The organism is Streptomyces sp. NPDC006294, assembly GCF_042870895.1.
Classification (GTDB): domain Bacteria; phylum Actinomycetota; class Actinomycetes; order Streptomycetales; family Streptomycetaceae; genus Streptomyces.
Map to the genome: position 1 here is coordinate 46,258 of NZ_JBIAHV010000007.1, position 21,914 is coordinate 68,171.

The window sequence follows — 21,914 nt, forward strand, 5'->3', positions numbered from 1 at the left end:
AACCAGGATAGATCCGTACGAAAGGCTGGTCACCAGCCTTCGAGCGGCGGCGTCGTGTCCGTGGGCGGCACGGCCCACGGCTCCGCCACCGCCATCCACACCGAGCACGCGATCACCGCCGCGAGCAGCAGCAGGAGCCACACTCTGCGGATGATCCGCGAACGGCGGAGCAGCCGCGCGCCGATCGCGACCGCACGCGGTCCGAGGTCGGCGGGGACCGGCGGATGCACGGTGGCCATCATCCGCCGGACGTCGTCCTCCTTGGGGCCGCTCATGACGCCGCCCGCAGCACGGCCGGGCGGGGAGTGCGCGGGGGGCTCCGTATGACGGCGACGGCCCGGCCGCAGATGGCCCGCACCCGGTCCGCCGGTAGTCCGATGAGCGCCGCCGTCTGCTCCTCCGCGACGCCCTCGTGCAGCCGCAGCACGAGGATCAGACGTTCCTGCGGGGAGAGCCGGTCCAGCACCCCGCCGCGCACCCGGTGGTAGCGCCAGGCGCTGCGGGCGAAGCGGACGGCCAGTTCCTGCCGGGTGCGGTTGTACGGGTCCTCGCCGCGCAGCCGGTCCCAGTCGGCGTAGGTACGGGCCAGGGCGCGGGTCAGCAGCCGCTGGGCTTGCGGATTGGCGGTGGCGGGTTCCGCGGTGAGCAGCGTCGCGGCGTGCAGCAGCCTGCCTGCCGCGCCCGCCACGAACGCGTCGAACTGACGGGCACGGCGGCGCTCCATGGCCGAATGCCGTTCGCTCACGTCCTCATATAGAGCCAGTGGACGGCCCCGGGTCAAGAGGTCGGAGGCGTATCCGTCTCTCCCGGCGGGAGGCCGGACGCCCGGGCGGAGAGCGAGTCGTTGAATCGGGTGAGCAGAGTGCAGAACGATTCCCGTTCGCCCTCCGTCCAGCCGTCCGTGACCTGGGCCATCAGCTCCCGCCGTGAGTCGCGGACCTCTTCGAGCCGGGCGAGGCCGCGCGGGGACAGCTGGAGCACGACGGCGCGGCCGTCCTCCGGGTGGGAGGTGCGTTTGACGAGGCCGCTGTCGACGAGCGGCGCGACCTGGCGGGTCACGGTCGAGGAGTCGATGCCCATTCCGGCGGCCAGCGCCTTGACGCCCATGGGGCCTTCGAGGTCGAGGCGGTTGAGGAGCAGGTACGCGGCACGGTCCATCGAGTTGCGGACCTGGCCGACTCCGCCGAGCCGGGTCTGCTCCGCGCGACGGGCGAACAGGGCCACCTGGTGCTGGAGGGCATCGAGGAGACCGGGGCCGCCGGGCGCTTCGGAGGAGGTGGTCCCCCGAGAGGCAGACGCAGTGGTCGTCATGTCCTGAGAAGTGGGCATGGCTGCGGGGGCTCTCTTGTGCGGTGGTCGGGTGGTGGGGGACAGAGTACGCGGCCCCGGGGCTGTGCGTACCTGCGCTGCACAATCCAGTACGGGGCCTTGTTCCGGCGGCGGTACGGGCCGTTGCCCCGGTGCCGGCGCGGGCTTCGGCCGCCGCTGCCGGCCGGTGCGGCGACGGTTCTCTTATCGGTGCCCGGAGACCGGGATCCGGACGCCACGGCCCCCCGGCGCCCGGACTGTCAGACTTGGCGGCATGAGCTTCCGTACGCCCCAGATCCTTCCCTCCGTGATCCTCGACGACGTCCGGGGTGCGCAGAAGATGCTGTCCGGCGTCGCCCGAGTGACGGCGATGGAGGGCAGCAGGCATCTGTCGCGGCTGGTGGGGGCGCCGGTCCATCTCAAGTGCGAGAACCTGCAGCGCACCGGCTCGTTCAAGCTGCGCGGCGCGTACGTGCGGATCGCCGGCCTGCGGCCCGAGGAGCGGGCCGCGGGGGTCGTCGCCGCGTCCGCGGGCAACCACGCGCAGGGCGTGGCGCTGGCGTCGTCGCTGCTGGGCGTGCGGTCCACGGTCTTCATGCCGGCCGGCGCCCCGCTGCCGAAGGTCGCCGCGACCAGGGAGTACGGGGCGGAGGTCCGGCTGCAGGGGCAGGTGGTGGACGAGACGCTGGCCGCCGCGGAGGACCACGCGCGCCGGACGGGCGCCGTCCTCATCCACCCCTTCGACCACCCGGACATCATCGCCGGGCAGGGCACGGTGGGTCTGGAGATCCTCGAGCAGTGCCCGGAGGTGCGGACGATCGTCGTGGGGATCGGCGGCGGGGGACTGGCGGCCGGCATCGCGGTCGCGGTGAAGGCGCTGCGCCCCGATGTGAAGGTGATCGGCGTGCAGGCCGAGGGCGCCGCCGCGTATCCGCCCTCGCTGGCGGCCGGGCACCCGGTGTCGATCCGCCGGCCGTCCACGATGGCGGACGGCATCAAGGTCGGGCGTCCCGGTGACGTGCCCTTCAAAATCATTGGCGATCTTGTGGACGAGGTCCGTACGGTCTCCGAGGACGCGCTCTCCAGCGCGCTGCTGCTCTGCCTGGAGCGGGCCAAGATGGTGGTCGAGCCCGCCGGGGCGAGCACGGTGGCGGCGCTGCTGAGCGATCCGCGGTCCTTCGAGGGCCCGGTCGTCGCCCTGCTGTCCGGGGGAAACGTGGATCCGCTGCTGATGCAGCGCATCCTGCGGCACGGCATGGCGGCGGCGGGCCGGTATCTGTCGCTCCGGCTGCGGTTGACGGACCGGCCGGGCGCGCTGGCCGGTCTGCTCGGGCTGTTGTCAGTGGCGGATGCCAATGTTCTCGATGTGAGCCATGTACGGACCGACCCGCGGCTCGGGCTCACGGAGGTGGAGGTGGAGCTGCACCTGGAGACGAAGGGACCCGAGCACTGCGAAGAGGTCGCGGCGAGGCTGCGCGCGGAGGGGTACACGGTGATGGGCTGAGCCCCGCCGGCTGTTTCAAGGGGGAAGGCCGACGTCCGTTTCGCGGCGACCCCGCGGGCGTCGACGCGACACATCGTGAGTCCCGGCAAAGCGGTTGAGTGACGCGATGTATCGCGTTACGGTGAGGAATCCTGCCGTGCACCCGTCAGAGGGGCGGGACGACCGCCGGCCAAGTCTTCGCACGGAACCGCCAGTTCGCACCGAACCATCAGTTCATCGTTCATCTGCACCTTGGGAGAGCTTTATGCCAGGCGCCATCTACGCCGAGGGTCTTGTGAAGACCTTCGGCGATGTACGGGCACTGGACGGCGTCGATCTCGACGTCCCCGAAGGCACGGTCCTGGGACTTCTCGGCCCCAACGGCGCCGGCAAGACCACGACCGTGCGTGTACTGACCACGCTGCTCCAGCCCGACAGCGGCTCCGCCGTCGTCGCCGGCATCGACGTCCTCAAGCACCCCAACGAGGTGCGCAGGTCCATCGGCCTCTCCGGACAGTTCGCCGCCGTCGACGAGTATCTGACCGGCCGCGAGAACCTCCAGATGGTGGGACAGCTCTACCAGTTGAGCGCCCGCGACGCGAAGGCCCGGGCGCTGCAGCTCCTCGAGCGCTTCAACCTGGCCGACGCCGCGGACCGCCCGGCCAAGACCTACTCCGGCGGTATGCGCCGCAGGCTCGACCTGGCCGCGGCGCTGGTCGTCTCGCCGCCCGTGATGTTCATGGACGAGCCGACGACCGGTCTCGACCCGCGCAACCGGCAGCAGCTGTGGGAGGTCATCCAGGAACTGGTCGGCGGCGGTACGACCCTGCTGCTGACCACGCAGTACCTGGAGGAGGCCGACCACCTCGCCGACGAGATCTGCGTCGTCGACCACGGCAAGGTCATCGCCCGCGGCACCGCCGACCAGCTCAAGGCCCGCACCGGCGGCGAACGCGTCGAGGTCGTCGTGCACGAGCGCGAGCAGATCGGTCCGGCCCGCGAGGTCCTCGCCCCCTACGGCAAGGGCGACGTCGCGATCGCCGAGCACACCCGCAAGCTGACCGTCCCGGTCACCGGCGGCGGCAAGCTGCTCGCCGAGGTCATCCGCGACCTCGACAGCCGGGGCGTCGAGATCGACGACATCGGTCTGCGCCGCCCCACCCTCGACGACGTCTTCATCTCGCTGACCGGCCACGCGGCCGAGGTCCCGGGCGAGTCCGCCGCCGACGCGGCCGACACGGCGGCCGACGCCTCCGGCGACGAGTCCACGAAGGAGGGCGCGAAGTGAGCGTCACCACCAAGACCCCGCCGATCGCGGCGCCCCGGCCCAAGGGCGGCATCAGCCAGTCGGTCAACGACTCACTGGTCGTCGCCAAGCGCAATCTGATCAGGATGATGCGCATCCCCGAGATGGTCATCTTCGGCCTGATCCAGCCGATCATGTTCGTCGTGCTGTTCACCTACGTCTTCGGCGGTTCCATCGAGGTGGGCGGCTCCACCGAGGCCTCGGACTACCGGGAATTCCTGATGGCGGGCATCTTCGCCCAGACCGTCACCTTCGCCACGGCGGGCGCGGGCGCGGGCATCGCCGACGACATGCACAAGGGCCTCGTCGACCGGTTCCGCTCGCTGCCCATGGCACGCGGCGCGGTCCTCACCGGACGTACGCTCGCCGACCTGGTGCAGACCGCGCTCACCCTCGTGGTGCTCGCGGTCGTCGCCCTCATCGTCGGCTGGCGGGTCCACGAGAACATCGGCAAGGTGCTGCTCGGCTTCGTGCTGCTGCTCCTGCTGGGCTACGCGTTCTCCTGGATCGGCGCCCTGATCGGCCTCACGGTGCGCACGCCCGAGGCGGCCACCTCCGGCGGACTGATCTGGCTGTTCCCGCTGACGTTCATCTCCAACGCCTTCGTGGACGCCAACAAGATGCCGGCCTTCCTGCGGCACATCGCCGAGTGGAACCCGTTCAGCGCCACGGTCCAGGCGTGCCGTGAGCTGTTCGGCAATCTGCCGCCCGGCTTCCGGGCGTCGGACGCCTGGCCCATGCAGCACCCGATCCTGGCCTCGGTGCTGTGGTCGGTGCTGATCCTGGTGGTCTTCCGGACCCTGGCCGTCCGCAAGTACCGCTCGGCCGCCGCCTGAGGGACGACGGGGCCCCGCCCCGATCCGCATGCGGAAGGGGCCGGACCGCGCGACGCGGTCCGGCCCCTTCCGCGTACAGGCCGGGGCTGGCCCGTGCCGTGTCAGGCGGAGTACGGCTTGGCCGCGAGGATCTTCACGGAGGCGGTCCTGCCGTTGGGCAGCTCGTACTCCGCGTCGTCGCCGACCTTCTTGCCGTTCACGCCGACGCCCAGCGGCGACTGCGGCGAGTACGTCTCGATGTCGGTGCTCGCGTACTCGCGGGACGCCATCAGGAACGTCAGAGTGTCGTTCTCGTCGCCGTCGAACGCGATGGTGACGACCATGCCGGGCTCGACGATGCCGTCGTCGGCCGGGGCCTCGCCCACCTTCGCGTTGTCCAGGAGCTGGGTCAGCTGGCGCACACGGAGCTCCTGCTTGCCCTGCTCCTCCTTGGCCGCGTGGTACCCGCCGTTCTCCCGCAGGTCGCCCTCCTCACGCGCAGCCTCGATCTTCTTGGCGATCTCGGTGCGCGCGGGACCAGACAGGTACTCCAGCTCGGCCTTGAGCTGGTTGTACGCCTCCTGGGTAAGCCAGGTGACGTTGTCGCTGGTCTGGGTCACAGGTGCTCCTCGTAGGTACTGGGAATACAAAGCATCGCCCTACCAAGAAGGATGTTCCTCCCTGGGCGGGCGAAACCACGAGCCTAACAATTCCGACGCCAAAGGGGGAGAACGAAACCCGCGGCAGATAAGGAATCCCAGCTCAGCGCGGCGCGCCGGGGTCAGGTGGCGGTGCAGCCCAGCAGCTCCGCGGCCGTCGCCGGCCGGGTCGTACGGATCTTCACGACCTGGTCGACACGGCTCCCGCCCGACTCGTCGATCCGCACGTCGAGCCGGCCCACCTCGCCGCCGTCCTCCGCGAGGGCGCGCAGTGTGCAGCTGCCGGCGGCCCGCTCGTCCTTGCGCACCTCGAGGTGCACCTGGACCTCGTCGACGCCCTCCGTGACGTCGAACTTGATCACTTCGGCGCTGATCTTCGTCCCCGCGACGTGGTCGTAGCCGAACCAGCCGACGAGGCCGAGCATGACGGCGCCGAGCACGGCGCCCACGATCCGCAGCGTGCGGTCCGCGCGTGCGTCGGCGGATCGCCCGTACCGCCCCTGGGGGAGCTTGTCGCCGGCAACCGCCATGATCGTTCCTTTCGAGCGCCGGAGGCCGGAATTTTCCCGCCACCGATTCCGTCACTATAGAAGTTGCACGACGCGACTATTCATTGAGGATCGAGTCTTGACTGAGCAGCTGCGACTGATGGCCGTGCACGCCCACCCCGACGACGAGTCGAGCAAGGGTGCGGCGACGATGGCCAAGTATGTGTCCGAGGGGGTGGACGTGCTGGTCGTGACCTGCACCGGGGGCGAGCGCGGCTCCATCCTCAACCCCAAGCTCCAGGGCGACGCCTCCATCGAGGAGAACATCCACGAGGTCCGCCGGAAGGAGATGGACGAGGCCCGCGAGATCCTCGGCGTCAAGCAGGACTGGCTCGGCTTCGTCGACTCCGGCCTGCCGGAGGGCGACCCGCTGCCGCCGCTCCCGCAGGGCTGCTTCGCCCTCGAGGACATCGACAAGGCGGCCGGGGAACTGGTGCGCAGGATCCGGGCCTTCCGTCCGCAGGTCATCACGACCTACGACGAGAACGGCGGCTACCCGCACCCCGACCACATCATGACCCACAAGATCTCGACGGTGGCGTTCGACGGAGCGGCCGACGCGGAGAAGTTCCCCGAGCCCGAGTACGGCCCGGCCCACCGGCCCCTGAAGCTCTACTACAACCAGGGCTTCAACCGCCCCCGGACCGTCGCCCTCCACGAGGCGCTGCTGGCGCGCGGCCTGGAGTCCCCCTACGGGGAGTGGCTGGAGCGCTGGAAGGAGTTCCAGCGCGAGGAGCGGACGCTGACCACGTACGTGCCCTGCGCCGACTTCTTCGAGACCCGTGACCGCGCCCTGATCGCGCACGCCACGCAGATCGACCCCGAGGGCGGCTGGTTCCGCGTCCCGATGGAGATCCAGAAGGAGGTCTGGCCGACCGAGGAGTACGAGCTGGCCAAGTCGCTCGTGGACACCTCCCTCCCCGAGGACGACCTCTTCGCGGGCATCCGGGACAATGTCTGACATGAGCGCAAGCGCACACCTCGCAATGACTCACATGGCCACCCTCGCCAAGGAGCTCGACGAGAACAAGGTCACCCCGGGCGTCCTGGGCTTCCTCGTCTTCGCGGCGCTGGCAGTGGGGGTGTGGGCCCTGATGAAGTCCATGAACCGCCACATGGGCCGCGTGAACTTCGAGGAGGAGCCGGAGCCGGACACGGCCGCCGCCCCCTCGCGGAAGCAGGCCGGCGGCTCGACGGCCTGACGCGCCGGACAGTCTTCGCCGTCGTGACTCCACGGCCCCCGCCGGTGCCGCGGAGTCACGACGTGTGCGTCACGGCCCCGTCGCCTCCCCGGGCGGCCGCACGGCGTAGCCCGGCACGGAGGGCCAGCGGACGGTGAGGACGACCGACTCCTCCTCCGCCACCCATGAGTGGTCCACCCCGCGGCCCCACACCACGTAGTCGCCCTGCTCCGTCAGCAGGACGTCCCGGCCGGGGAAACGGACCCGGAAGCGGCCGCTGATCAGGACGAGCAGCGCCGTGCGCCGCTCGCCGGCCACCCACCGGGCGCGCTCCTCGCCGGGCGGGTGGACGCCCCACTTGATCTCCACGGCCTCGCTGTGCCGGGGATCGCCGGCGTCCTTGAAGTGCCCGAGCAGCCACCCGTGGTCCAGCGCCGCGTCCTTGCCCGCGTTGCCCACGTACACGCCGTCGTCCGCGTCGTCCCGCATGTCCGGGACGGTATCCGCCCGGCCCGTCACTTCACCGGCACGCCCATGACCTCCCGTGCGTGGCGGTTCGGGACCAGGTTCAGGTGCCAGGCCTGCCAGCCGTCCTCCAGGCGGACGCCGCGCTCCAGCATCACCGCCAGCGCCTCCGCGCAGTCCTCCAGTTTGGTGTCGCGCGCCGCGTGGCGCGCGGCCATCAGCCGGGACAGCTCCTCCTGGGCCACCACCGTGCCGACCTCGACGCCGCCCGGGGAGGCGTACGGGAGAAGGGTGCAGCGCAGGAAACGGGCCCAGTCGGCGCCTCGTTCGTCGCGGTACGAGGCGAACAGGGACGCCGCCGTGTCGCACAGCTCCAGGGCCTGCCGCGCGCGGTTGTTGCCGGCGTCGATCATCGCCAGTTCCAGGCAGGTCCACGCCTCGCCGTGGGCGACGCCGATGCGGGCGAAGTCGGCGCGGGCGTCGACCAGGAGCTGACGGGCGAAGCCCGAGTTGCGCAGACTGCCCGTGCGGGCCGCGAGCTGGTCGCGGGTGACCCGGCCCGAGTGGTGGCGGGCGCAGGCCAGCCCGTACACGTCCCGCATCCGGGAGAACATCGTCCGGGCGCGCTCCAGTTCACGTACCGCCTGGTCGCGGTCGCCGGACTCCTCCAGGGCCTGGCCCAGGTAGTACAGGGTCCACGCCTCGCCGCGCGCGTCCTCGTTGTCGCGGTGCCGCGCCAGCGCCCGGCGCAGGGCGTCGAGCGCGGGGGCCGGGTCGCCGTCGACGAGCCTGGCCCGGGCGAGCTGGGTCAGCGCCCACGCCTCGCCGCGGCCGTCGCGGGTGCGTCCGTACAGGTCCAGCGCGTCCCGCAGGGCCGACTCGGCGGCGGGTACGTCCCCCATCCGCAGACACACCTGGCCCCGGTGGTACAGCGTCCAGGCCTCGCCGTGCAGGGACTCGCCCTCCCGGTGCAGCAGCAGCGCCGCGTCCAGCAGCCGCAGCGCCTCCGCGAGATCGGCCCGGTCGCGTTCCACGGCGGCGAGGGCGTGCAGCGACCAGGCGCGGTCCTCGGCCTGCTCGGACGGGGACTGGAGCAGGATCGCCTCGTGCAGCCTGGCCGCCGCCTCGGTCAGATTGCCCTGGTGGTGCAGCGTGATCCCCAGCGAGCACAGCGCGAGCGCCGCGCCCGCGTCCTGCTGCGCCTCCCGGTACAGGCCCACCACCGACGACAGCGTCGTGCGGGCCGTGTCCAGCTCGCCGAGCTGCCGGGCCGCGATACCCGTACGCCAGCGCACCGAGCGTTCCATCAGCCCCTGGTCGAGGCCCTGGGTCAGCTCGCCGATCTCACCGAGCCGGTAGAGGTCGCCGCGCAGCAGGCAGTAGTCGCACAGCGCGCTCAGCAGGTCGAGCACGGTCTGCTGGTCCACGCCCTCCGCGTGGCGCAGCGCCGAGGTGATGAAGCTCGACTCGTCGTCCAGCCAGCGCAGCGCCGCGTCGAGCGAGGGGAAGCCGTACGCGCCGAACCTCCCCGTGCGGGTCGACATCTTGCCGTCGACCATGCGGATCACCGCGCCCGCCAGCTCGGCGTAGTTGCGGATCAGCCGCTCCTGCGCGGCCGCGCGGTCCGCGGCGTCCTCCTCGTCCAGCAGCCGGGCCCGTGCGAAACCGCGCACCGCGTCGTGCAGCCGGAAGCGCTCGGAACGCACCCGGTCGACCAGTCCCGCCCGCGCCAGCTCCTCCAGCAGCCGTTTCGCCTCCTGCTCGTCCGTCGCCAGCAGCGCCGCCGCGGCCGCGGGGCCGAGCGACGCCCGCCCCACCAGCGCGAGCCGGCGCAGCAGCCGCCGTGTCTGCTCGGACCGGTCGCCGCAGCTCAGCCACAGCGCCCGCTCGACCGGGCCGTTCGCCCCGTACGTCGCCAGGTCCGTCGCCAGGCGGTCCATGGAACGCTCGCCGAGCGACGAGCCGGCGATCCGCAGCGCCAGCGGCAGCCCGCCGCACAGGTCGCGCACGCTTTCGACCGCCCGGCCGTCGTACGGCTCCGGCGCAGGCTCCGGCGCGGCGGCCCGCAGCAGCTCCGCCGCGGCCGCCGTGTCCAGCGCCTCGACGGGGAGCTGGTGGACCCGCGCCGGGATGTCGTCGGGCAGGTCCAGCGGGGCGCGGGCGGTGACCAGGACCAGGCTGTCCGACCGCTCGGGGACCAGCGCGCGCACCTGCTGCGGATCGCTCGCGTCGTCGAGCACCACCGTCACCGGCAGCCCGGTCAGATACTGGTGGTACAGCTCGCCGAGTCGCCGCGACTGCTGGTCCGCCGACGACCGCTCCCGGAACAGCAGCTGCTCGCGCGGCGCGCCCAGCCGGTTCAGCAGGTGCAGCAGCGCGTCACGTGTGGGCAGCGGCTGCTCGCTCCCGCCCCGCAGGTCGACCACGCACGCGCCGCGGAACAGGTCCTTCAGATGGTGCGCGGCGCGCACCGCGAGTGTCGTGCGTCCCGAGCCCGGCTCGCCGTGGAGCACCACCACGACCGGCCGGGTCCGGGTCGCCGCGCGGGCCGCGTGCACCCACTGGGTGATCTGCGCCAGCTGCTCGTGCCGGCCGGCGAACGGGCCGTCGGGCTGGGGGAGATGGCCGAACGACTGCTCCAGCACCGACCTGCGCCGGGCGGCCGCGGACCGGTCGGCGGTCCGCCGCGGCGGTGTGACGGCGGCCTTCTTGGCGGCGGCCGGCCGTGTCGCGGACGCCAGCATCCGCTGCTGGTCCAGGAACGGTCGGATGCCCCGTACCTCCAGCGCCGTCAGCCACTGCAGCCGCAGCTGCTCCACGCCGCCCGGCTGCGCGAGCGCCCCCGCCCTGCGGTGCGCGGCGGGCCAGTGCGAGGCGGTCGCCCTGGCGACGGTGGTCGCCGCCCCCGCCGCCGCGACGGCGGCGCCCGCGCCCAGGGCGGTGCCCGTCGCCGTGCCGAGCGCCACGTCCGCGCCGAACGCGGCGACGGCCGCGACGGCGGTGACCAGGGCGGGCGCCCCGATGTTCGCGCGGCTGAACCACTCGGACAGCGGCCGCTGTCCGGCCTCGACCTCCGCGAGCGCCCGCTCGTACGCCGCGTACTCCTCGCCCGCGCTCGCCGCCAAGACGTCCAGGGCGGCCCGGCCGCGGGCGAGCAGCGTCCCCGCGTCGGCGCCCGCTCCCGCGCGCCGTACGTCCTCCTCCACGGCCCGTGCCAACAGCCGCTCCGCTTCAGCCCGGTGGCCGTCCCGCATATGCGTCCCCCTCGAAGAGCTCCGGTGCGGTTCAGCTACCCAGATGCGGCGGCCGTCAAGTTTCCGGTGACGCGGACACGGGCCCGACCGTGCCGTGCGGGCGCCGCCGGACGCCGTGCGCGAGGATTGGGGGTATGGCGAACCGACTTGCGCAGGCCACGTCCCCGTACCTCCTTCAGCACGCCGAGAACCCCGTCGACTGGTGGGAGTGGGAGCCCGACGCGTTCGAGGAGGCGCGACGGCGCGATGTGCCGGTCTTCCTGAGCGTGGGGTACAGCTCCTGCCACTGGTGTCATGTTCTCGCTCACGAAAGCTTCGAGGACCCGGCGACCGCCGCGTACATGAACGAGCACTTCGTCAACATCAAGGTCGACCGCGAGGAGCGGCCGGACGTCGACGCCGTCTACATGGAGGCCGTGCAGGCGGCGACCGGCCAGGGCGGCTGGCCCATGTCCGTGTTCATGAACGCCGAGGGGGAGCCGTTCTACTTCGGCACGTACTTCCCACCCGAGCCGCGCCACGGCATGCCGTCGTTCCGGCAGGTGCTGGAGGGCGTCGGCACGGCGTGGACGGAGCGGCGGGACGAGGTCGGCGAGGTCGCGCAGCGGATCACGGCCGACCTCGCCGGGCGTTCGCTGGCGTTCGGCGGCGACGGCGTGCCCGGCGAGGACGAGCTCGCGCAGGCGCTGCTCGGGCTGACGCGGGACTACGACGAGCGGCACAAGGGGTTCGGCGGGGCGCCCAAGTTCCCGCCGTCGATGGTCCTGGAGTTCCTGCTGCGCCACCATGCGCGCACCGGGGCCGAGGGGGCGCTGGAGATGGCCGCGGACACCTGTGAGGCGATGGCCCGCGGCGGGATCTACGACCAGCTCGGCGGCGGCTTCGCCCGCTACTCGGTGGACCGGGAGTGGGTGGTGCCCCACTTCGAGAAGATGCTCTACGACAACGCGCTGCTGTGCCGCGTCTACGCCCACCTGTGGCGGTCCACCGGCAGCGACCTCGCCCGGCGCGTCGCGCTGGAGACCGCCGACTTCCTGGTGCGGGAACTGCGCACGGCCGAGGGCGGCTTCGCCTCCGCGCTGGACGCCGACAGCGACACGCCGGAGGGCGGGCACGCCGAGGGCGCGTTCTACGTGTGGACGCCCGCGCAGCTGCGCGAGGCGCTCGGCGACGAGGACGGGGAGCGGGCGGCCCGGCTGTTCGGCGTGACGGAGGAGGGCACCTTCGAGGAGGGCGCCTCCGTGCTCCAACTGCCGCACGGGGACGCCGACCAGGACATCCGCAGCAGGCTGCTCGCGGCACGGGAGCAGCGCCCGCGCCCCGGCCGCGACGACAAGATCGTGGCCGCCTGGAACGGGCTCGCGATCGCCGCGCTCGCCGAGACGGGGGCGTACTTCGACCGGCCCGACCTGGTCGAACGGGCCACGGAGGCGGCGGACCTGCTGGTCCGGGTGCACATGGACTTCTCGGCCGGCGGTGTGCAGCTCGCCCGTACCTCCAAGGACGGCTCGGCCGGTCCGCACACCGGTGTGCTGGAGGACTACGCGGACGTCGCCGAGGGCTTCCTGGCGCTGGCGGCGGTCGCCGGCGACGGCTCCTGGCTGGAATTCGCCGGTTTCCTGCTGGACATGGTCATCGACCGGTTCACCGCAGAGGGCGGCGCGCTGTACGACACCGCGCACGACGCGGAGCGGCTGATCCGCCGCCCCCAGGACCCCACGGACAACGCGGCCCCCTCCGGCTGGGCGGCGGCCGCGGGCGCGCTGCTGCTGTACGCGGCGCACACGGGATCCGAGGCGCACCGCACCGCCGCGGAAGGGGCGCTCGGCGTGGTGAAGGCGCTCGGGCCGCGCGCGCCGCGGTTCACCGGGTGGGGGCTCGCGGTGGCGGAGGCGCTGCTCGACGGCCCGCGCGAGGTGGCCGTCGTCGGCGGGGCCGGCGATCCGGCGGCGCGCGAGCTGCATCTGACTGCGCTGATGGGCACCGCGCCGGGCGCGGCGGTCGCGGCCGGGGAGCCGGACGGTGACGAGTTCCCGCTGCTGCGGGACCGGCCCTTGGTGAACGGGAGTTCGGCCGCGTACGTCTGCCGTGGCTTTGTGTGCGATTCACCGACCACAAGCGCAACAGAACTTGCCCGGAAACTCACCGTCTGAGACCGGAACATCTGTATTCAAGGGACAGGCCCCGGAACGAAACCTCCGCCTCTATTGTCCTGAACGCACAAGCGTTGGCGCGCGTACTGTTGGCGCGCGTATTGGGGAGTGACGCGCGTGGGGAAGTACGTGCCGACGGCCAGGGGGCCTGCCGCGGCACTGGGCAGGGGGGCCTTTCACCTGCTCATATCGCTGTTGGTCGCTGCCATTTCGCTGGCGCAGTTCTGGATGGCGGCGTCACGCTGTGGTGGTAGATGCACGCCTGGCGCACGCCGGAGACCTCGCGGCGACACGTTTCGACCGGCCGGAGGGCGGGACCGGGCTCCGCCCCGAGCTGCTGGCCCACCCGCTGCACCTGGCTCACCGATCACGACTACGGCCGCCTGAAGGTCAACGGCGGCGACGACCCGCTGCGGCTCGACCCGAACCGGGACGGCGTGGCGTGCGGGAAGGGGGACGTGCGCGGGCGGTGAGCGCCGCAGACCGCGACCGGCCCCCCGTTGCCCGCGCAGCGGGGGGCCGGTCGCCGCGTCAGGAACCGGTGCCGGTACCGAGCGTCGCGATGTCGATCACGTTGTACGCCTCGTGGACGTAGACGTTGGTCAGCCGCGGACTGCGGTAGTTCACCGCCTTGTCGGCGACGAACGGCAGGTAGTACGCGCCGTCGGTGAGCCGGTGGTTGATCGACCGGTGGATCCGTTCGGCCGCGGCGCTGTCGGTCGCCGCGGACGCCTTGTCGAACATCTCGTCGATCCGGGGGTCGTCGACCTGGGCGTAGTTGGTGCTGCCCCGGGGAGTGATCAGACGGCTGTCGGCCAGCGGCTGGAGGAAACCGGAGCCGGTGGGGTAGTCGGCGCCCCATCCCAGCAGGAACAGGCCCGTGCCCTTCTTCCTGATCGAGGCCGGCGAGCCGATGTGCTCGTAGAAGGCCGCGAAGTCCTCGTACCGGTCCGTCTCCAGCGTGATCCCGGCGGCCTTCAGACTGTTCTGCAGGGCGGCCGCGGCCTGGACGTCCTTGGCGTTGTCGCTGCGTACGGCGATCTTGGTGGTGAAGCCGCCCGGTTTGCCGCAGGCCTTCAGCTCCTTCTTGGCCCTGTCGAGGTCGGGCTTGCCGTCGGTCAGGCCGAACGGGTCGTGGTCGTCCGCGCCGAGGAGCGTCGGGGGCAGCATGTTTCCGTGCAGCGAACCGGCCGTCGGACCGCCGCGTGCGGTGCGCAGGTCGTTGGTGTCCGCCGCGTACATCACCGCCTTGCGGCAGTGCACGTCGTCGAAGGGGGCGGTCTTGGAGGCGACCACGGCGAAGCGTATGTAGCCGCGGTACGGGTTGTCGGCGGCGGCCTTGAGGTCCGGGCTCCGCAGCACCCTGGCGGTGCCGGTCTCGGACAGGCCGGCCTGGGAGACGTCCAGGTGGGCCCGGCCGTCCAGCAGCCGGGCGTCCACCTCGGCGGGGTCGCCGAGGACGGTCAGTTCGATGCGGTCCGGCAGCGCCCTGCGGATCGGGTCGGTCTCGCGGTCCCAGTGCTCGTTGCGGACGAGCACCAGCTTCCGGCCGGGCTGGTACGACTCGAACCGGTACGGACCGGACGAGACGGGCTCCGCCCCGTACTCGGCGCCGGTGTCCTTCTGCTGCGGGACGGGCGCCGTCGCGCCCATGGCGAGCAGATACGGGAACTGGGAGTCGGCCTTCGCCAGCCGGAAGACGAGCGTGCGACTGTCCGGCGTGTCGATCGACCGCAGCCCGGGCGACGCCGAGTCCTCGTACGGGCCCGGATAGTTCTGCTTCTGGTCCAGCGCCTCGATGAGGTACGTGGGACCGCCGCTGATGACATCCTGCGCGAAGACGCGCTCGATGCCGTACTTGACGTCCGCGGCCGTGATGGGCGAACCGTCCGCGAACGTGAGGCCGGGCCGCAGCTTGACGGTGTAGGTCCTGCCGTCGGCGGACACCCGCGGCTGGGCCGCGGCGAGGTCCGGGACGAGGTCCAGGCCTTCCTTGCCGGGCCGGGGGGAGTACGTCAACAGCGTGCGGGCGTACAGCCGCTGCATGTTCCAGACCCACCCGTAGTACGAGCGGCCCGGGTCCCAGGAGTCGGCGTCCGACGAGCTGACCAGGCGGAGGGTGCCGCCCTTCTTGTCCGAGGGGTTGACGACGTGCCCGACCGCGGCGTTGAAGCCGGCGGCCGCGGGCGGGGGGCTCTGGCCGCCCGTTCCCTCGCCCGTTCCCTTGTCCGTTCCCCTGTCGGTCGACACCTTCCGGCCCTTGTCGCTCTCCTGGTTCAGTACGAGAGCGGTGATGCCGCCGCCGGCGACGAGAGCCACGGCGACGCCGATCGCCGCGATCCGGCGGCCCCTGGCGGGCCCGTGCACCGGGCGCCCGGCCGGGGCCGTGGAGTATCCGGCGGGCGGCCCGGTGACGAAGGGCTGCTGATGGACGTGCGGCGCGGGGTGCTGCTGAGGCGGCCCGTAGCCGGGTGCGGCTGCGTCGGGGGCGTACGGCGGCGCGGTCGGCGGAAGGGGCGGGGCGGGCGGCGCCGCGGGGCGCTTGGCCAGATCGATCCGGGGGTCGGACGGGGGGACCGGTGTGATGTTCGAGGGGGCGTCGGCGGCGGCCCCGGACGTCTGGCGGGCGAGGGCCGTGGCCACCGCCTCCGGGAGCCATTCGCTCTCCCTCGGCACCCGGCCGGTGAGCGTGTGCCCGTTGGCGTCACCGAGCAACCGAGCGAACTCCGCAAGCAGTTGGGGCACGGTGGGCCGCAGGGCGGGGTCCTTCTGCAGGCACCGGCCGATGAACTCCGTGCCCGGCGGCAGCCCGTTCAGGACCGGCTCCTGGTACACGGCACGGAAGTTCACGGAGTGCGGGGCGCCGTTGCCGAACGGGCCCGTCCCGGTGGCGGCGAACGCCAGCACCGCGCCCAGCGAGAACACGTCGCCGGCGGGGCCGACGGGCTGTCCCGTCACCTGTTCCGGTGACATGAACCCGGGGGTTCCGACGACCATGCCGGTCTGGGTGAGGGAGCTGGCCTCGGTGACGATCGAGATGCCGAAGTCGATGACCCGGGGCCCGTCGCCGGCGAGCAGCACGTTCGACGGCTTCAGGTCGCGGTGGATGAGTCCCACGCCGTGGATGGCTTCCAGGGCTTCGACGAGTCCGGCTCCCAGGACGAGCAACGACCGCCGGGGCCACGCCCCGTGGCTGTGCACGGCCTCGTCGAGCGGCAGCCCCGGGACGTACGCGGTGGCGAGCCAGGCGGGCGAGCCGGTGGGGTCGGCGTCGACCACGGCGGCGGTGAAGAATCCGGTGACCCTTCGGGCGGCCTCGACCTCGCGGGCGAACCGCCGCTGGAACTCGGGATCCCCGGCCAGTTCGTCGCGGACCACCTTGACCGCGACCATCCGGCCGCTGGTCGAACGCCCCAGGTACACACGGCCCATGCCGCCCGCGCCCAGGCGCGCGAGGATCCGATACCGTCCCACCTGCCGCGGATCTGCCGCATCCAGCGCTTGCAACGCCGCCCCCCGCTTCTGAACCCCGCCCCCGGGGGATCGTCGGACACGATTAGATCAGATCGGTTCCGGCCTGCATCCGCCGACAACCCCGGGAAGCAGTCGTGAGCGGCCGGCTCCGCAGCCGGTGTCAGAGGCGGTGCACGGTGTGCAGCGACCCGGAGGGCAACTCTCCCGCCCCGCCCGGGCGGTCAGAGCGGCAGGCCGCCCTCCAGCACGTCCAGCGTGCGGTTCACCAGTGCGACCAGGTCGTCCTGCCGGCCGCGCTCGCCCCAGTGGATCAGCGCCTCGCGCAGGGCGGCCATGACGGCCGCTGTGAAGACCCGTACCTCCAGGTCGTCCGGTTCCCGGCCGGCCCGGTCGGCGATCGGGCGGGCGAGCAGCTGCGAGGTCTCGGCCATCGTCTCGGTCATCCGGGCACGCACGGCGGGGACTTCCAGCATCAGCCGGGTGCGCACCCGCATCTCCTCCGGCTCGTTCTCGAGGATCGCGGCGACGGCGCCGGTCAGGATGATCCGCAGGGACTCGAGCGGCGGTTCGTCGGCCGGCCGCGCCCGCAGCACCGCCTCCATGACCGGGTCGTACTCGTCGGTGAGGACGATGTCTTCCTTGGTGGGGAAGTACCGGAAGACCGTCGAGGGGGAGACCTCGGCCGCCGCCGCGATCTGCTCGACGGTGGTCGCGTCGTAGCCCTGCTCGTCGATCAGCCGGTACGTGGCCCTGCGGATCGCGACACGGGTCTTGAGCTTCTTGCGCTCCCGCAGCCCCATCGGAGGCTGGTGCTGTTCGAAGTGCAGAGGTGCGGTGCCGGCCATGGTCGTCATTGTCGGCCATCGGCCCCCGCCCCGGCCACGCCCGGGGCCACGGGGGCGGGGGGCCCGGCCGGCTTCGGCAGCAGGGCCGCCGCGAGCAGCGCCGTGACCAGCGCGGCGGTCCCGCAGACCGCCAGCACCACGCCCATGCCCTGTACGTACGCGGCGTCCGCCGCCGCCGCGAGCGCCGGATCGCCCAGCAGATGCGCCGCCACCACCGAGTCGCCGGCCGCCTCCGGCGCGCCCGCCGGCAGCCGGCTCTCGTAGACGGCGGCCAGCAGCGACCCGATGAGCGCGATCCCGATCGCGCTGCCCACCTGGCGTACGGTCGTCAGCAGCCCGGAGCCGGAGCCCGCGCGGTCCGGCGGCAGGGCGTCGATCGCGGCCGTCATCGCGGGCACCATCGAGAAGCCGAAGCCCAGTCCGGCGACCGACAGCCACACCGCGGTGAAGCCGTAGCCGCTGTCGACCGTGATGCGGCTGCCGAGGAAGCCCGCGAAGGAGAGGACGGCGAGTCCGGCGGCGATCACGGCGCGGCCGCCGAACCGTTCGGCCAGCGGCCCGCTGCCCTTGGCGGCGACGATCAGCCCGCCCATCATCGGCAGCATCCGCAGCCCGGTGCCGAAGGCGTCATTCCCGAGGACGGCCTGCAGATACGGCGGCAGGACGAACATCAGCCCCGCGAGCACGAACATGGCCAGGGTCACGGCCAGGGTGTTCAGCAGGAACGGCCGGTCGGCCAGGAGCGCCAGGTCGAGCATGGGCCGCACCGCGCGCTTCTCCCGTACGACGAGGACGGCGATCAGCGCCGTGCCGGCGGCGAGCGAGGCGAGGACCACCGGGTCGCTCCAGCCGCGGACGGGCGCCTCGATGATCCCGTGGATCAGCGCGCCGAGACCGGTGGCCGTCAGCGCCGTGGCGAGGGCGCCGACCCTGGGCGCGGCGGGGTCCCGGGTCTCGGGGAGCAGGAACAGGCAGGCGGTGATGCCGACGGTGACCATCGGGATGTTGACGACGAAGACGGAGCCCCACCAGAAGTGGTCGAGCAGCCACCCGCCGACGACGGGCCCGAGCGGCAGCCCGAGCGCGGCGGCGGCGGTGACGATGCCGACGGCCCTGGTGCGCTCGGCGCCCGTGAACAGCGACGGCACCACGGCCATGGAGAGCGGCATCACGAAAGCGGCGCCGACGCCCATGACGGCGCGCGCGGCGATGACGGTGGTGACGTCGCCGGCGAGCGCGCCGGCGACCGAGCCGGCCAGGAAGACGCCCAGGCCCGCAACCAGCATCCGCCGGCGGCCGAACCGGTCGCCGACGAGCCCGGCGGGCAGCATCAGGGCCGCGAAGACCACGACGTAGCCGTCCGCCATCCACTGCTGCTCCCCGGTCGTGGCCCCGAGCTGCTCGGCGAGCGTCGGCAGCGCGACGTTGAGGATGGTCATGTCGAAGCCCAGCACGAGCAGGCTCGCGACCATCGCGGCCAGCGCCCACCAGCGCCGGGGGTCGGGTGCGGACATGACGCACCTCCTTCGGAGAGTTGATGTCAAGTGACAGTAACTCTCAAAAGGAGGCGGGCGTCAATATTCGATTCGGGTTCCGGCGTCGCGGCCCGCTCAGCCGTGCTGGTACGCCACCATCGAGATCCCCACGTAGTGGACGATGAACGCCGCGAGCGTCAGGGAGTGAAAGACCTCGTGGAAGCCGAACCAGCGGGGCGACGGGTTGGGCCGCTTCATTCCGTAGATCACGCCGCCCACGCTGTAGAGCAGGCCGCCGACGATCACCATGACCAGCACCGCGACGCCGCCCTCGCGCAGGAAGTCGGGTAGGAAGAACACCGCGGCCCAGCCCATGGCGATGTAGCAGGGTGTGTAGAGCCAGCGCGGGGCTCCGACCCAGAAGACGCGGAAGGCGATGCCCGCCACCGCCGCCGCCCAGACCGCCCAGAGCAGGACCCGGCCGGTGGAGTCGGGAAGCAGGAGCAGGGTGAGCGGGGTGTAGGTGCCCGCGATGATCAGGAAGATGTTGGCGTGGTCCAGCCGGCGCAGCACCGCCGTGGCGCGGGGGCCCCAGTCGCCGCGGTGGTAGAGCGCGCTCACGCCGAAGAGCAGGCACGCGGTCAGTACGTAGATGCCGCACGCGATCTTGCCGCGGGTCGAGTCCGCCAGCGCCGTGAGCGCGATTCCGGCGATCACCACGGCGGGGAACATGCCCGCGTGCAGCCAGCCGCGCAGCCTCGGCTTCGTCGGGGTCGGGTCGATCTCGGTCACTTCCGGAGTGGCTGCATCCATGTCCGCATGCTACCTACGCGACCGTAGGCCACAGAGAGGAGTGGCCATGCTCACGTGAGAGGGGCTCTGGACATATGGGCATTCGCCATCGATGATCAGATGAGTGCGGTCGGCACCGGATGAGCGCCAGCCAAAAGTAGGTACGAAGCATCCGGGTCGCAGCCCCCACGGGGCACAAACCTGTAAACCCCTCATTTAGGAGCGATCGTGGCGCGCGACATCGCGGCTCCCAGCGTCCCCACCCAGCACCAGGAACTGATCTCCTGGGTCGATGAGATCGCAGCCATCACGCAGCCGGACGACATCGTCTGGTGCGACGGCTCGGAGGCCGAGTACGAGCGGCTGGCCGAGGAGCTGGTGGCCAAGGGCACGTTCAAGAAACTGGACCCGATCAAGCGCCCCAACTCGTACTACGCCGCGTCCGACCCCACCGACGTCGCCCGCGTCGAGGACCGCACCTTCATCTGCTCCGAGAAGGAGGAGGACGCCGGCCCGACGAACCACTGGAAGGCTCCGGCGGAGATGAAGGCCGTCTTCACCGGAGAAGGAAACAGTTCCGCGGGCGAGAAGGGCATCTTCCGCGGCTCGATGAAGGGCCGCACGATGTACGTCGTGCCCTTCTGCATGGGCCCGCTCGGCTCTCCGCTGTCCGCCATCGGCGTCGAGATCACCGACTCCGCGTACGTCGCCGTGTCCATGCGCACCATGACCCGCATGGGGCAGCCCGTCCTCGAGGAGCTCGGCACCGACGGCTTCTTCGTGAAGGCCGTCCACACGCTGGGAGCGCCGCTGGAGGAGGGCCAGGAGGACGTCCCGTGGCCGTGCAACTCCACCAAGTACATCTCGCACTTCCCCGAGACCCGTGAGATCTGGTCCTACGGCTCCGGCTACGGCGGCAACGCCCTGCTCGGCAAGAAGTGCTACGCGCTGCGCATCGCCTCCGTCATGGCCCGCGACGAGGGCTGGCTGGCCGAGCACATGCTGATCCTCAAGCTCACGCCGCCGCAGGGCGAGTCCAAGTACGTTGCGGCCGCCTTCCCCTCCGCCTGCGGCAAGACCAACCTGGCCATGCTGGAGCCCACGATCTCCGGCTGGACGGTCGAGACCATCGGCGACGACATCGCCTGGATGCGCTTCGGTGAGGACGGCCGGCTCTACGCGATCAACCCCGAGGCCGGCTTCTTCGGCGTCGCGCCCGGCACCGGCGAGCACACCAACGCCAACGCCATGAAGACCCTCTGGGGCAACGCCGTCTTCACCAACGTCGCGCTCACCGACGACGGCGACGTCTGGTGGGAGGGCATGACCGAGGAGTCGCCCCAGCACCTCACCGACTGGAAGGGCAACGACTGGACGCCGGACTCGGCGACCCCGGCCGCCCACCCCAACGCCCGCTTCACCGTGCCCGCCTCGCAGTGCCCGATCATCGCGCCCGAGTGGGAGGACCCCAAGGGCGTGCCGATCTCGGCGATCCTCTTCGGCGGCCGCCGCGCCTCCGCCGTCCCGCTGGTCACCGAGTCCTTCGACTGGAACCACGGCGTCTTCCTCGGCGCGAACGTCGCCTCCGAGAAGACCGCCGCCGCCGAGGGCAAGGTCGGCGAGCTGCGCCGCGACCCGTTCGCCATGCTGCCGTTCTGCGGCTACAACATGGGCGACTACATGGGCCACTGGGTCAAGGTCGGCGCCGCCGCGACGTCCAAGGGCGACGCCGCCAAGCTGCCCAAGATCTACTACGTGAACTGGTTCCGCAAGAACGAGGCCGGCAAGTTCGTCTGGCCGGGCTTCGGCGAGAACAGCCGCGTCCTGAAGTGGATCGTGGAGCGCCTCGAGGGCAAGGCGGAGGGCGTGGAGACCCCGATCGGCATCGTGCCGACGCGGGACGCGCTCGACACCGACGGCCTGGACCTGCCGGCCGAGGACCTCGACTTCCTGCTCAAGGTCGACGCCGAGGTCTGGCGCGAGGAGGCCGCCCTGGTCCCCGAGCACCTCAACACCTTCGGCGACCACACGCCGAAGGAGCTGTGGGACGAGTACCGCGCCCTGGTGGCGCGTCTCGGCTGACCCGCAAGGCCCGTGGCGGGTCGCCCGACATCCGCCCTGACCTGTGGGGTCACGAACGATCCGCCACGTGAAGA

At 72.0% G+C, this 21,914-nt stretch carries 19 protein-coding genes; 8 read left to right on the plus strand and 11 right to left on the minus strand.

Annotation, left to right across the window (positions count from 1 at the left end):
• Positions 1 to 29: 29 nt before the first annotated feature.
• The 3 genes from ACFYOP_RS13800 to ACFYOP_RS13810 are packed head-to-tail and all read right to left on the minus strand — an operon-like array spanning position 30 to position 1,329.
• Positions 30 to 275, minus strand: coding sequence for a hypothetical protein (locus ACFYOP_RS13800; protein WP_356897142.1), 246 nt, complete (start codon positions 273 to 275; stop codon positions 30 to 32).
• Positions 272 to 745, minus strand: coding sequence for a sigma factor-like helix-turn-helix DNA-binding protein (locus ACFYOP_RS13805; protein ID WP_356897144.1), 474 nt, complete (start codon positions 743 to 745; stop codon positions 272 to 274). Before ACFYOP_RS13805 ends, ACFYOP_RS13800 begins: the two co-directional genes overlap by 4 nt.
• Positions 746 to 777: 32 nt before the next feature.
• Complete coding sequence (locus ACFYOP_RS13810) at positions 778 to 1,329, minus strand: MarR family winged helix-turn-helix transcriptional regulator (RefSeq protein WP_388451506.1); 552 nt, start codon at positions 1,327 to 1,329, stop codon at positions 778 to 780.
• Positions 1,330 to 1,582: 253 nt separating this feature from the next.
• Between ACFYOP_RS13810 and ilvA the strand changes: the two genes are divergently transcribed.
• The 3 genes from ilvA (at position 1,583) to ACFYOP_RS13825 (ending at position 4,933) form a co-directional block, all read left to right on the plus strand.
• Positions 1,583 to 2,812 carry a threonine ammonia-lyase gene (ilvA, locus tag ACFYOP_RS13815; RefSeq protein WP_356897148.1) on the plus strand — a complete coding sequence of 410 codons (1,230 nt, stop codon included), beginning with the start codon at positions 1,583 to 1,585 and terminating at the stop codon, positions 2,810 to 2,812.
• Positions 2,813 to 3,056: 244 nt separating this feature from the next.
• Entirely contained in the window at positions 3,057 to 4,079 is a 1,023-nt protein-coding gene (locus ACFYOP_RS13820; protein ID WP_388451508.1) for an ATP-binding cassette domain-containing protein, read from the plus strand.
• Positions 4,076 to 4,933 (plus strand): ABC transporter permease, encoded by an 858-nt coding sequence (locus ACFYOP_RS13825; protein WP_356897152.1) that lies wholly within the window; start codon positions 4,076 to 4,078, stop codon positions 4,931 to 4,933. The genes ACFYOP_RS13820 and ACFYOP_RS13825 overlap by 4 nt, the downstream gene beginning before the upstream one ends.
• Positions 4,934 to 5,034: 101 nt before the next feature.
• On the opposite strand, the gene greA is transcribed toward ACFYOP_RS13825, so the two are convergent.
• Entirely contained in the window at positions 5,035 to 5,532 is a 498-nt protein-coding gene (greA, locus tag ACFYOP_RS13830; protein ID WP_356897154.1) for a transcription elongation factor GreA, read from the minus strand.
• A 161-nt stretch (positions 5,533 to 5,693) separates the two neighbouring features.
• Positions 5,694 to 6,101 (minus strand): DUF4307 domain-containing protein, encoded by a 408-nt coding sequence (locus tag ACFYOP_RS13835; protein ID WP_356897156.1) that lies wholly within the window; start codon positions 6,099 to 6,101, stop codon positions 5,694 to 5,696.
• Between the two features lie 97 nt (positions 6,102 to 6,198).
• On the opposite strand from ACFYOP_RS13835, the gene mca reads away from it, so the two are divergent.
• Positions 6,199 to 7,080 carry a mycothiol conjugate amidase Mca gene (gene mca, locus ACFYOP_RS13840; RefSeq protein ID WP_356897158.1) on the plus strand — a complete coding sequence of 294 codons (882 nt, stop codon included), beginning with the start codon at positions 6,199 to 6,201 and terminating at the stop codon, positions 7,078 to 7,080.
• Complete coding sequence (locus tag ACFYOP_RS13845) at positions 7,073 to 7,321, plus strand: hypothetical protein (RefSeq protein ID WP_356897160.1); 249 nt, start codon at positions 7,073 to 7,075, stop codon at positions 7,319 to 7,321. Before mca ends, ACFYOP_RS13845 begins: the two co-directional genes overlap by 8 nt.
• Positions 7,322 to 7,390: 69 nt before the next feature.
• On the opposite strand, the gene ACFYOP_RS13850 is transcribed toward ACFYOP_RS13845, so the two are convergent.
• Positions 7,391 to 7,789: a signal peptidase I gene (locus ACFYOP_RS13850; RefSeq protein ID WP_356897162.1), complete on the minus strand. Its 399-nt coding sequence runs from the start codon at positions 7,787 to 7,789 to the stop codon at positions 7,391 to 7,393.
• Between the two features lie 26 nt (positions 7,790 to 7,815).
• Entirely contained in the window at positions 7,816 to 11,019 is a 3,204-nt protein-coding gene (locus ACFYOP_RS13855; protein ID WP_356897164.1) for a tetratricopeptide repeat protein, read from the minus strand.
• 134 nt (positions 11,020 to 11,153) lie between these two features.
• Between ACFYOP_RS13855 and ACFYOP_RS13860 the strand changes: the two genes are divergently transcribed.
• Together ACFYOP_RS13860 and ACFYOP_RS13865 are read left to right on the plus strand one after the other, a co-directional pair.
• A complete protein-coding gene (locus tag ACFYOP_RS13860) occupies positions 11,154 to 13,172 on the plus strand; it encodes a thioredoxin domain-containing protein (RefSeq protein WP_356897166.1) in 2,019 nt (672 codons plus the stop codon).
• A gap of 254 nt (positions 13,173 to 13,426) precedes the next feature.
• On the plus strand, positions 13,427 to 13,645 hold the full coding sequence (locus tag ACFYOP_RS13865; protein ID WP_356897314.1) for a hypothetical protein: 219 nt from the start codon (positions 13,427 to 13,429) through the stop codon (positions 13,643 to 13,645).
• Between the two features lie 58 nt (positions 13,646 to 13,703).
• On the opposite strand, the gene ACFYOP_RS13870 is transcribed toward ACFYOP_RS13865, so the two are convergent.
• From ACFYOP_RS13870 to ACFYOP_RS13885, 4 genes are all read right to left on the minus strand, one after another.
• Positions 13,704 to 16,646, minus strand: a complete 2,943-nt coding sequence (locus ACFYOP_RS13870; protein WP_356897168.1) for an ABC transporter substrate-binding protein — start codon at positions 16,644 to 16,646, stop codon at positions 13,704 to 13,706.
• A gap of 221 nt (positions 16,647 to 16,867) precedes the next feature.
• Entirely contained in the window at positions 16,868 to 17,491 is a 624-nt protein-coding gene (locus ACFYOP_RS13875; protein ID WP_388451512.1) for a TetR/AcrR family transcriptional regulator, read from the minus strand.
• 5 nt (positions 17,492 to 17,496) lie between these two features.
• Positions 17,497 to 19,005, minus strand: coding sequence for an MFS transporter (locus ACFYOP_RS13880; protein ID WP_356897172.1), 1,509 nt, complete (start codon positions 19,003 to 19,005; stop codon positions 17,497 to 17,499).
• A gap of 96 nt (positions 19,006 to 19,101) precedes the next feature.
• Positions 19,102 to 19,779, minus strand: coding sequence for a hemolysin III family protein (locus ACFYOP_RS13885; protein WP_356897174.1), 678 nt, complete (start codon positions 19,777 to 19,779; stop codon positions 19,102 to 19,104).
• Positions 19,780 to 19,986: 207 nt separating this feature from the next.
• On the opposite strand from ACFYOP_RS13885, the gene ACFYOP_RS13890 reads away from it, so the two are divergent.
• Positions 19,987 to 21,840 (plus strand): phosphoenolpyruvate carboxykinase (GTP), encoded by a 1,854-nt coding sequence (locus tag ACFYOP_RS13890; protein ID WP_356897176.1) that lies wholly within the window; start codon positions 19,987 to 19,989, stop codon positions 21,838 to 21,840.
• Positions 21,841 to 21,914 lie beyond the last annotated feature (74 nt).

What these genes read in the sequence shown, in the direction of transcription:
- ACFYOP_RS13875 (WP_388451512.1), bottom strand. Translation starts at nt 17,491, where the DNA reads ATGGCCGGCACCGCACCTCTGCACTTCGAACAGCACCAGCCTCCGATG.
- ACFYOP_RS13820 (WP_388451508.1), top strand. Translation starts at nt 3,057, where the DNA reads ATGCCAGGCGCCATCTACGCCGAGGGTCTTGTGAAGACCTTCGGCGAT.
- ACFYOP_RS13885 (WP_356897174.1), bottom strand. Translation starts at nt 19,779, where the DNA reads ATGGATGCAGCCACTCCGGAAGTGACCGAGATCGACCCGACCCCGACG.
- ACFYOP_RS13855 (WP_356897164.1), bottom strand. Translation starts at nt 11,019, where the DNA reads ATGCGGGACGGCCACCGGGCTGAAGCGGAGCGGCTGTTGGCACGGGCC.
- ACFYOP_RS13800 (WP_356897142.1), bottom strand. Translation starts at nt 275, where the DNA reads ATGAGCGGCCCCAAGGAGGACGACGTCCGGCGGATGATGGCCACCGTG.
- ACFYOP_RS13850 (WP_356897162.1), bottom strand. Translation starts at nt 7,789, where the DNA reads ATGCGGGACGACGCGGACGACGGCGTGTACGTGGGCAACGCGGGCAAG.
- ACFYOP_RS13845 (WP_356897160.1), top strand. Translation starts at nt 7,073, where the DNA reads ATGTCTGACATGAGCGCAAGCGCACACCTCGCAATGACTCACATGGCC.
- ACFYOP_RS13835 (WP_356897156.1), bottom strand. Translation starts at nt 6,101, where the DNA reads ATGGCGGTTGCCGGCGACAAGCTCCCCCAGGGGCGGTACGGGCGATCC.
- ACFYOP_RS13865 (WP_356897314.1), top strand. Translation starts at nt 13,427, where the DNA reads ATGCACGCCTGGCGCACGCCGGAGACCTCGCGGCGACACGTTTCGACC.
- ACFYOP_RS13880 (WP_356897172.1), bottom strand. Translation starts at nt 19,005, where the DNA reads ATGTCCGCACCCGACCCCCGGCGCTGGTGGGCGCTGGCCGCGATGGTC.
- ilvA (WP_356897148.1), top strand. Translation starts at nt 1,583, where the DNA reads ATGAGCTTCCGTACGCCCCAGATCCTTCCCTCCGTGATCCTCGACGAC.
- ACFYOP_RS13810 (WP_388451506.1), bottom strand. Translation starts at nt 1,329, where the DNA reads ATGCCCACTTCTCAGGACATGACGACCACTGCGTCTGCCTCTCGGGGG.
- ACFYOP_RS13860 (WP_356897166.1), top strand. Translation starts at nt 11,154, where the DNA reads ATGGCGAACCGACTTGCGCAGGCCACGTCCCCGTACCTCCTTCAGCAC.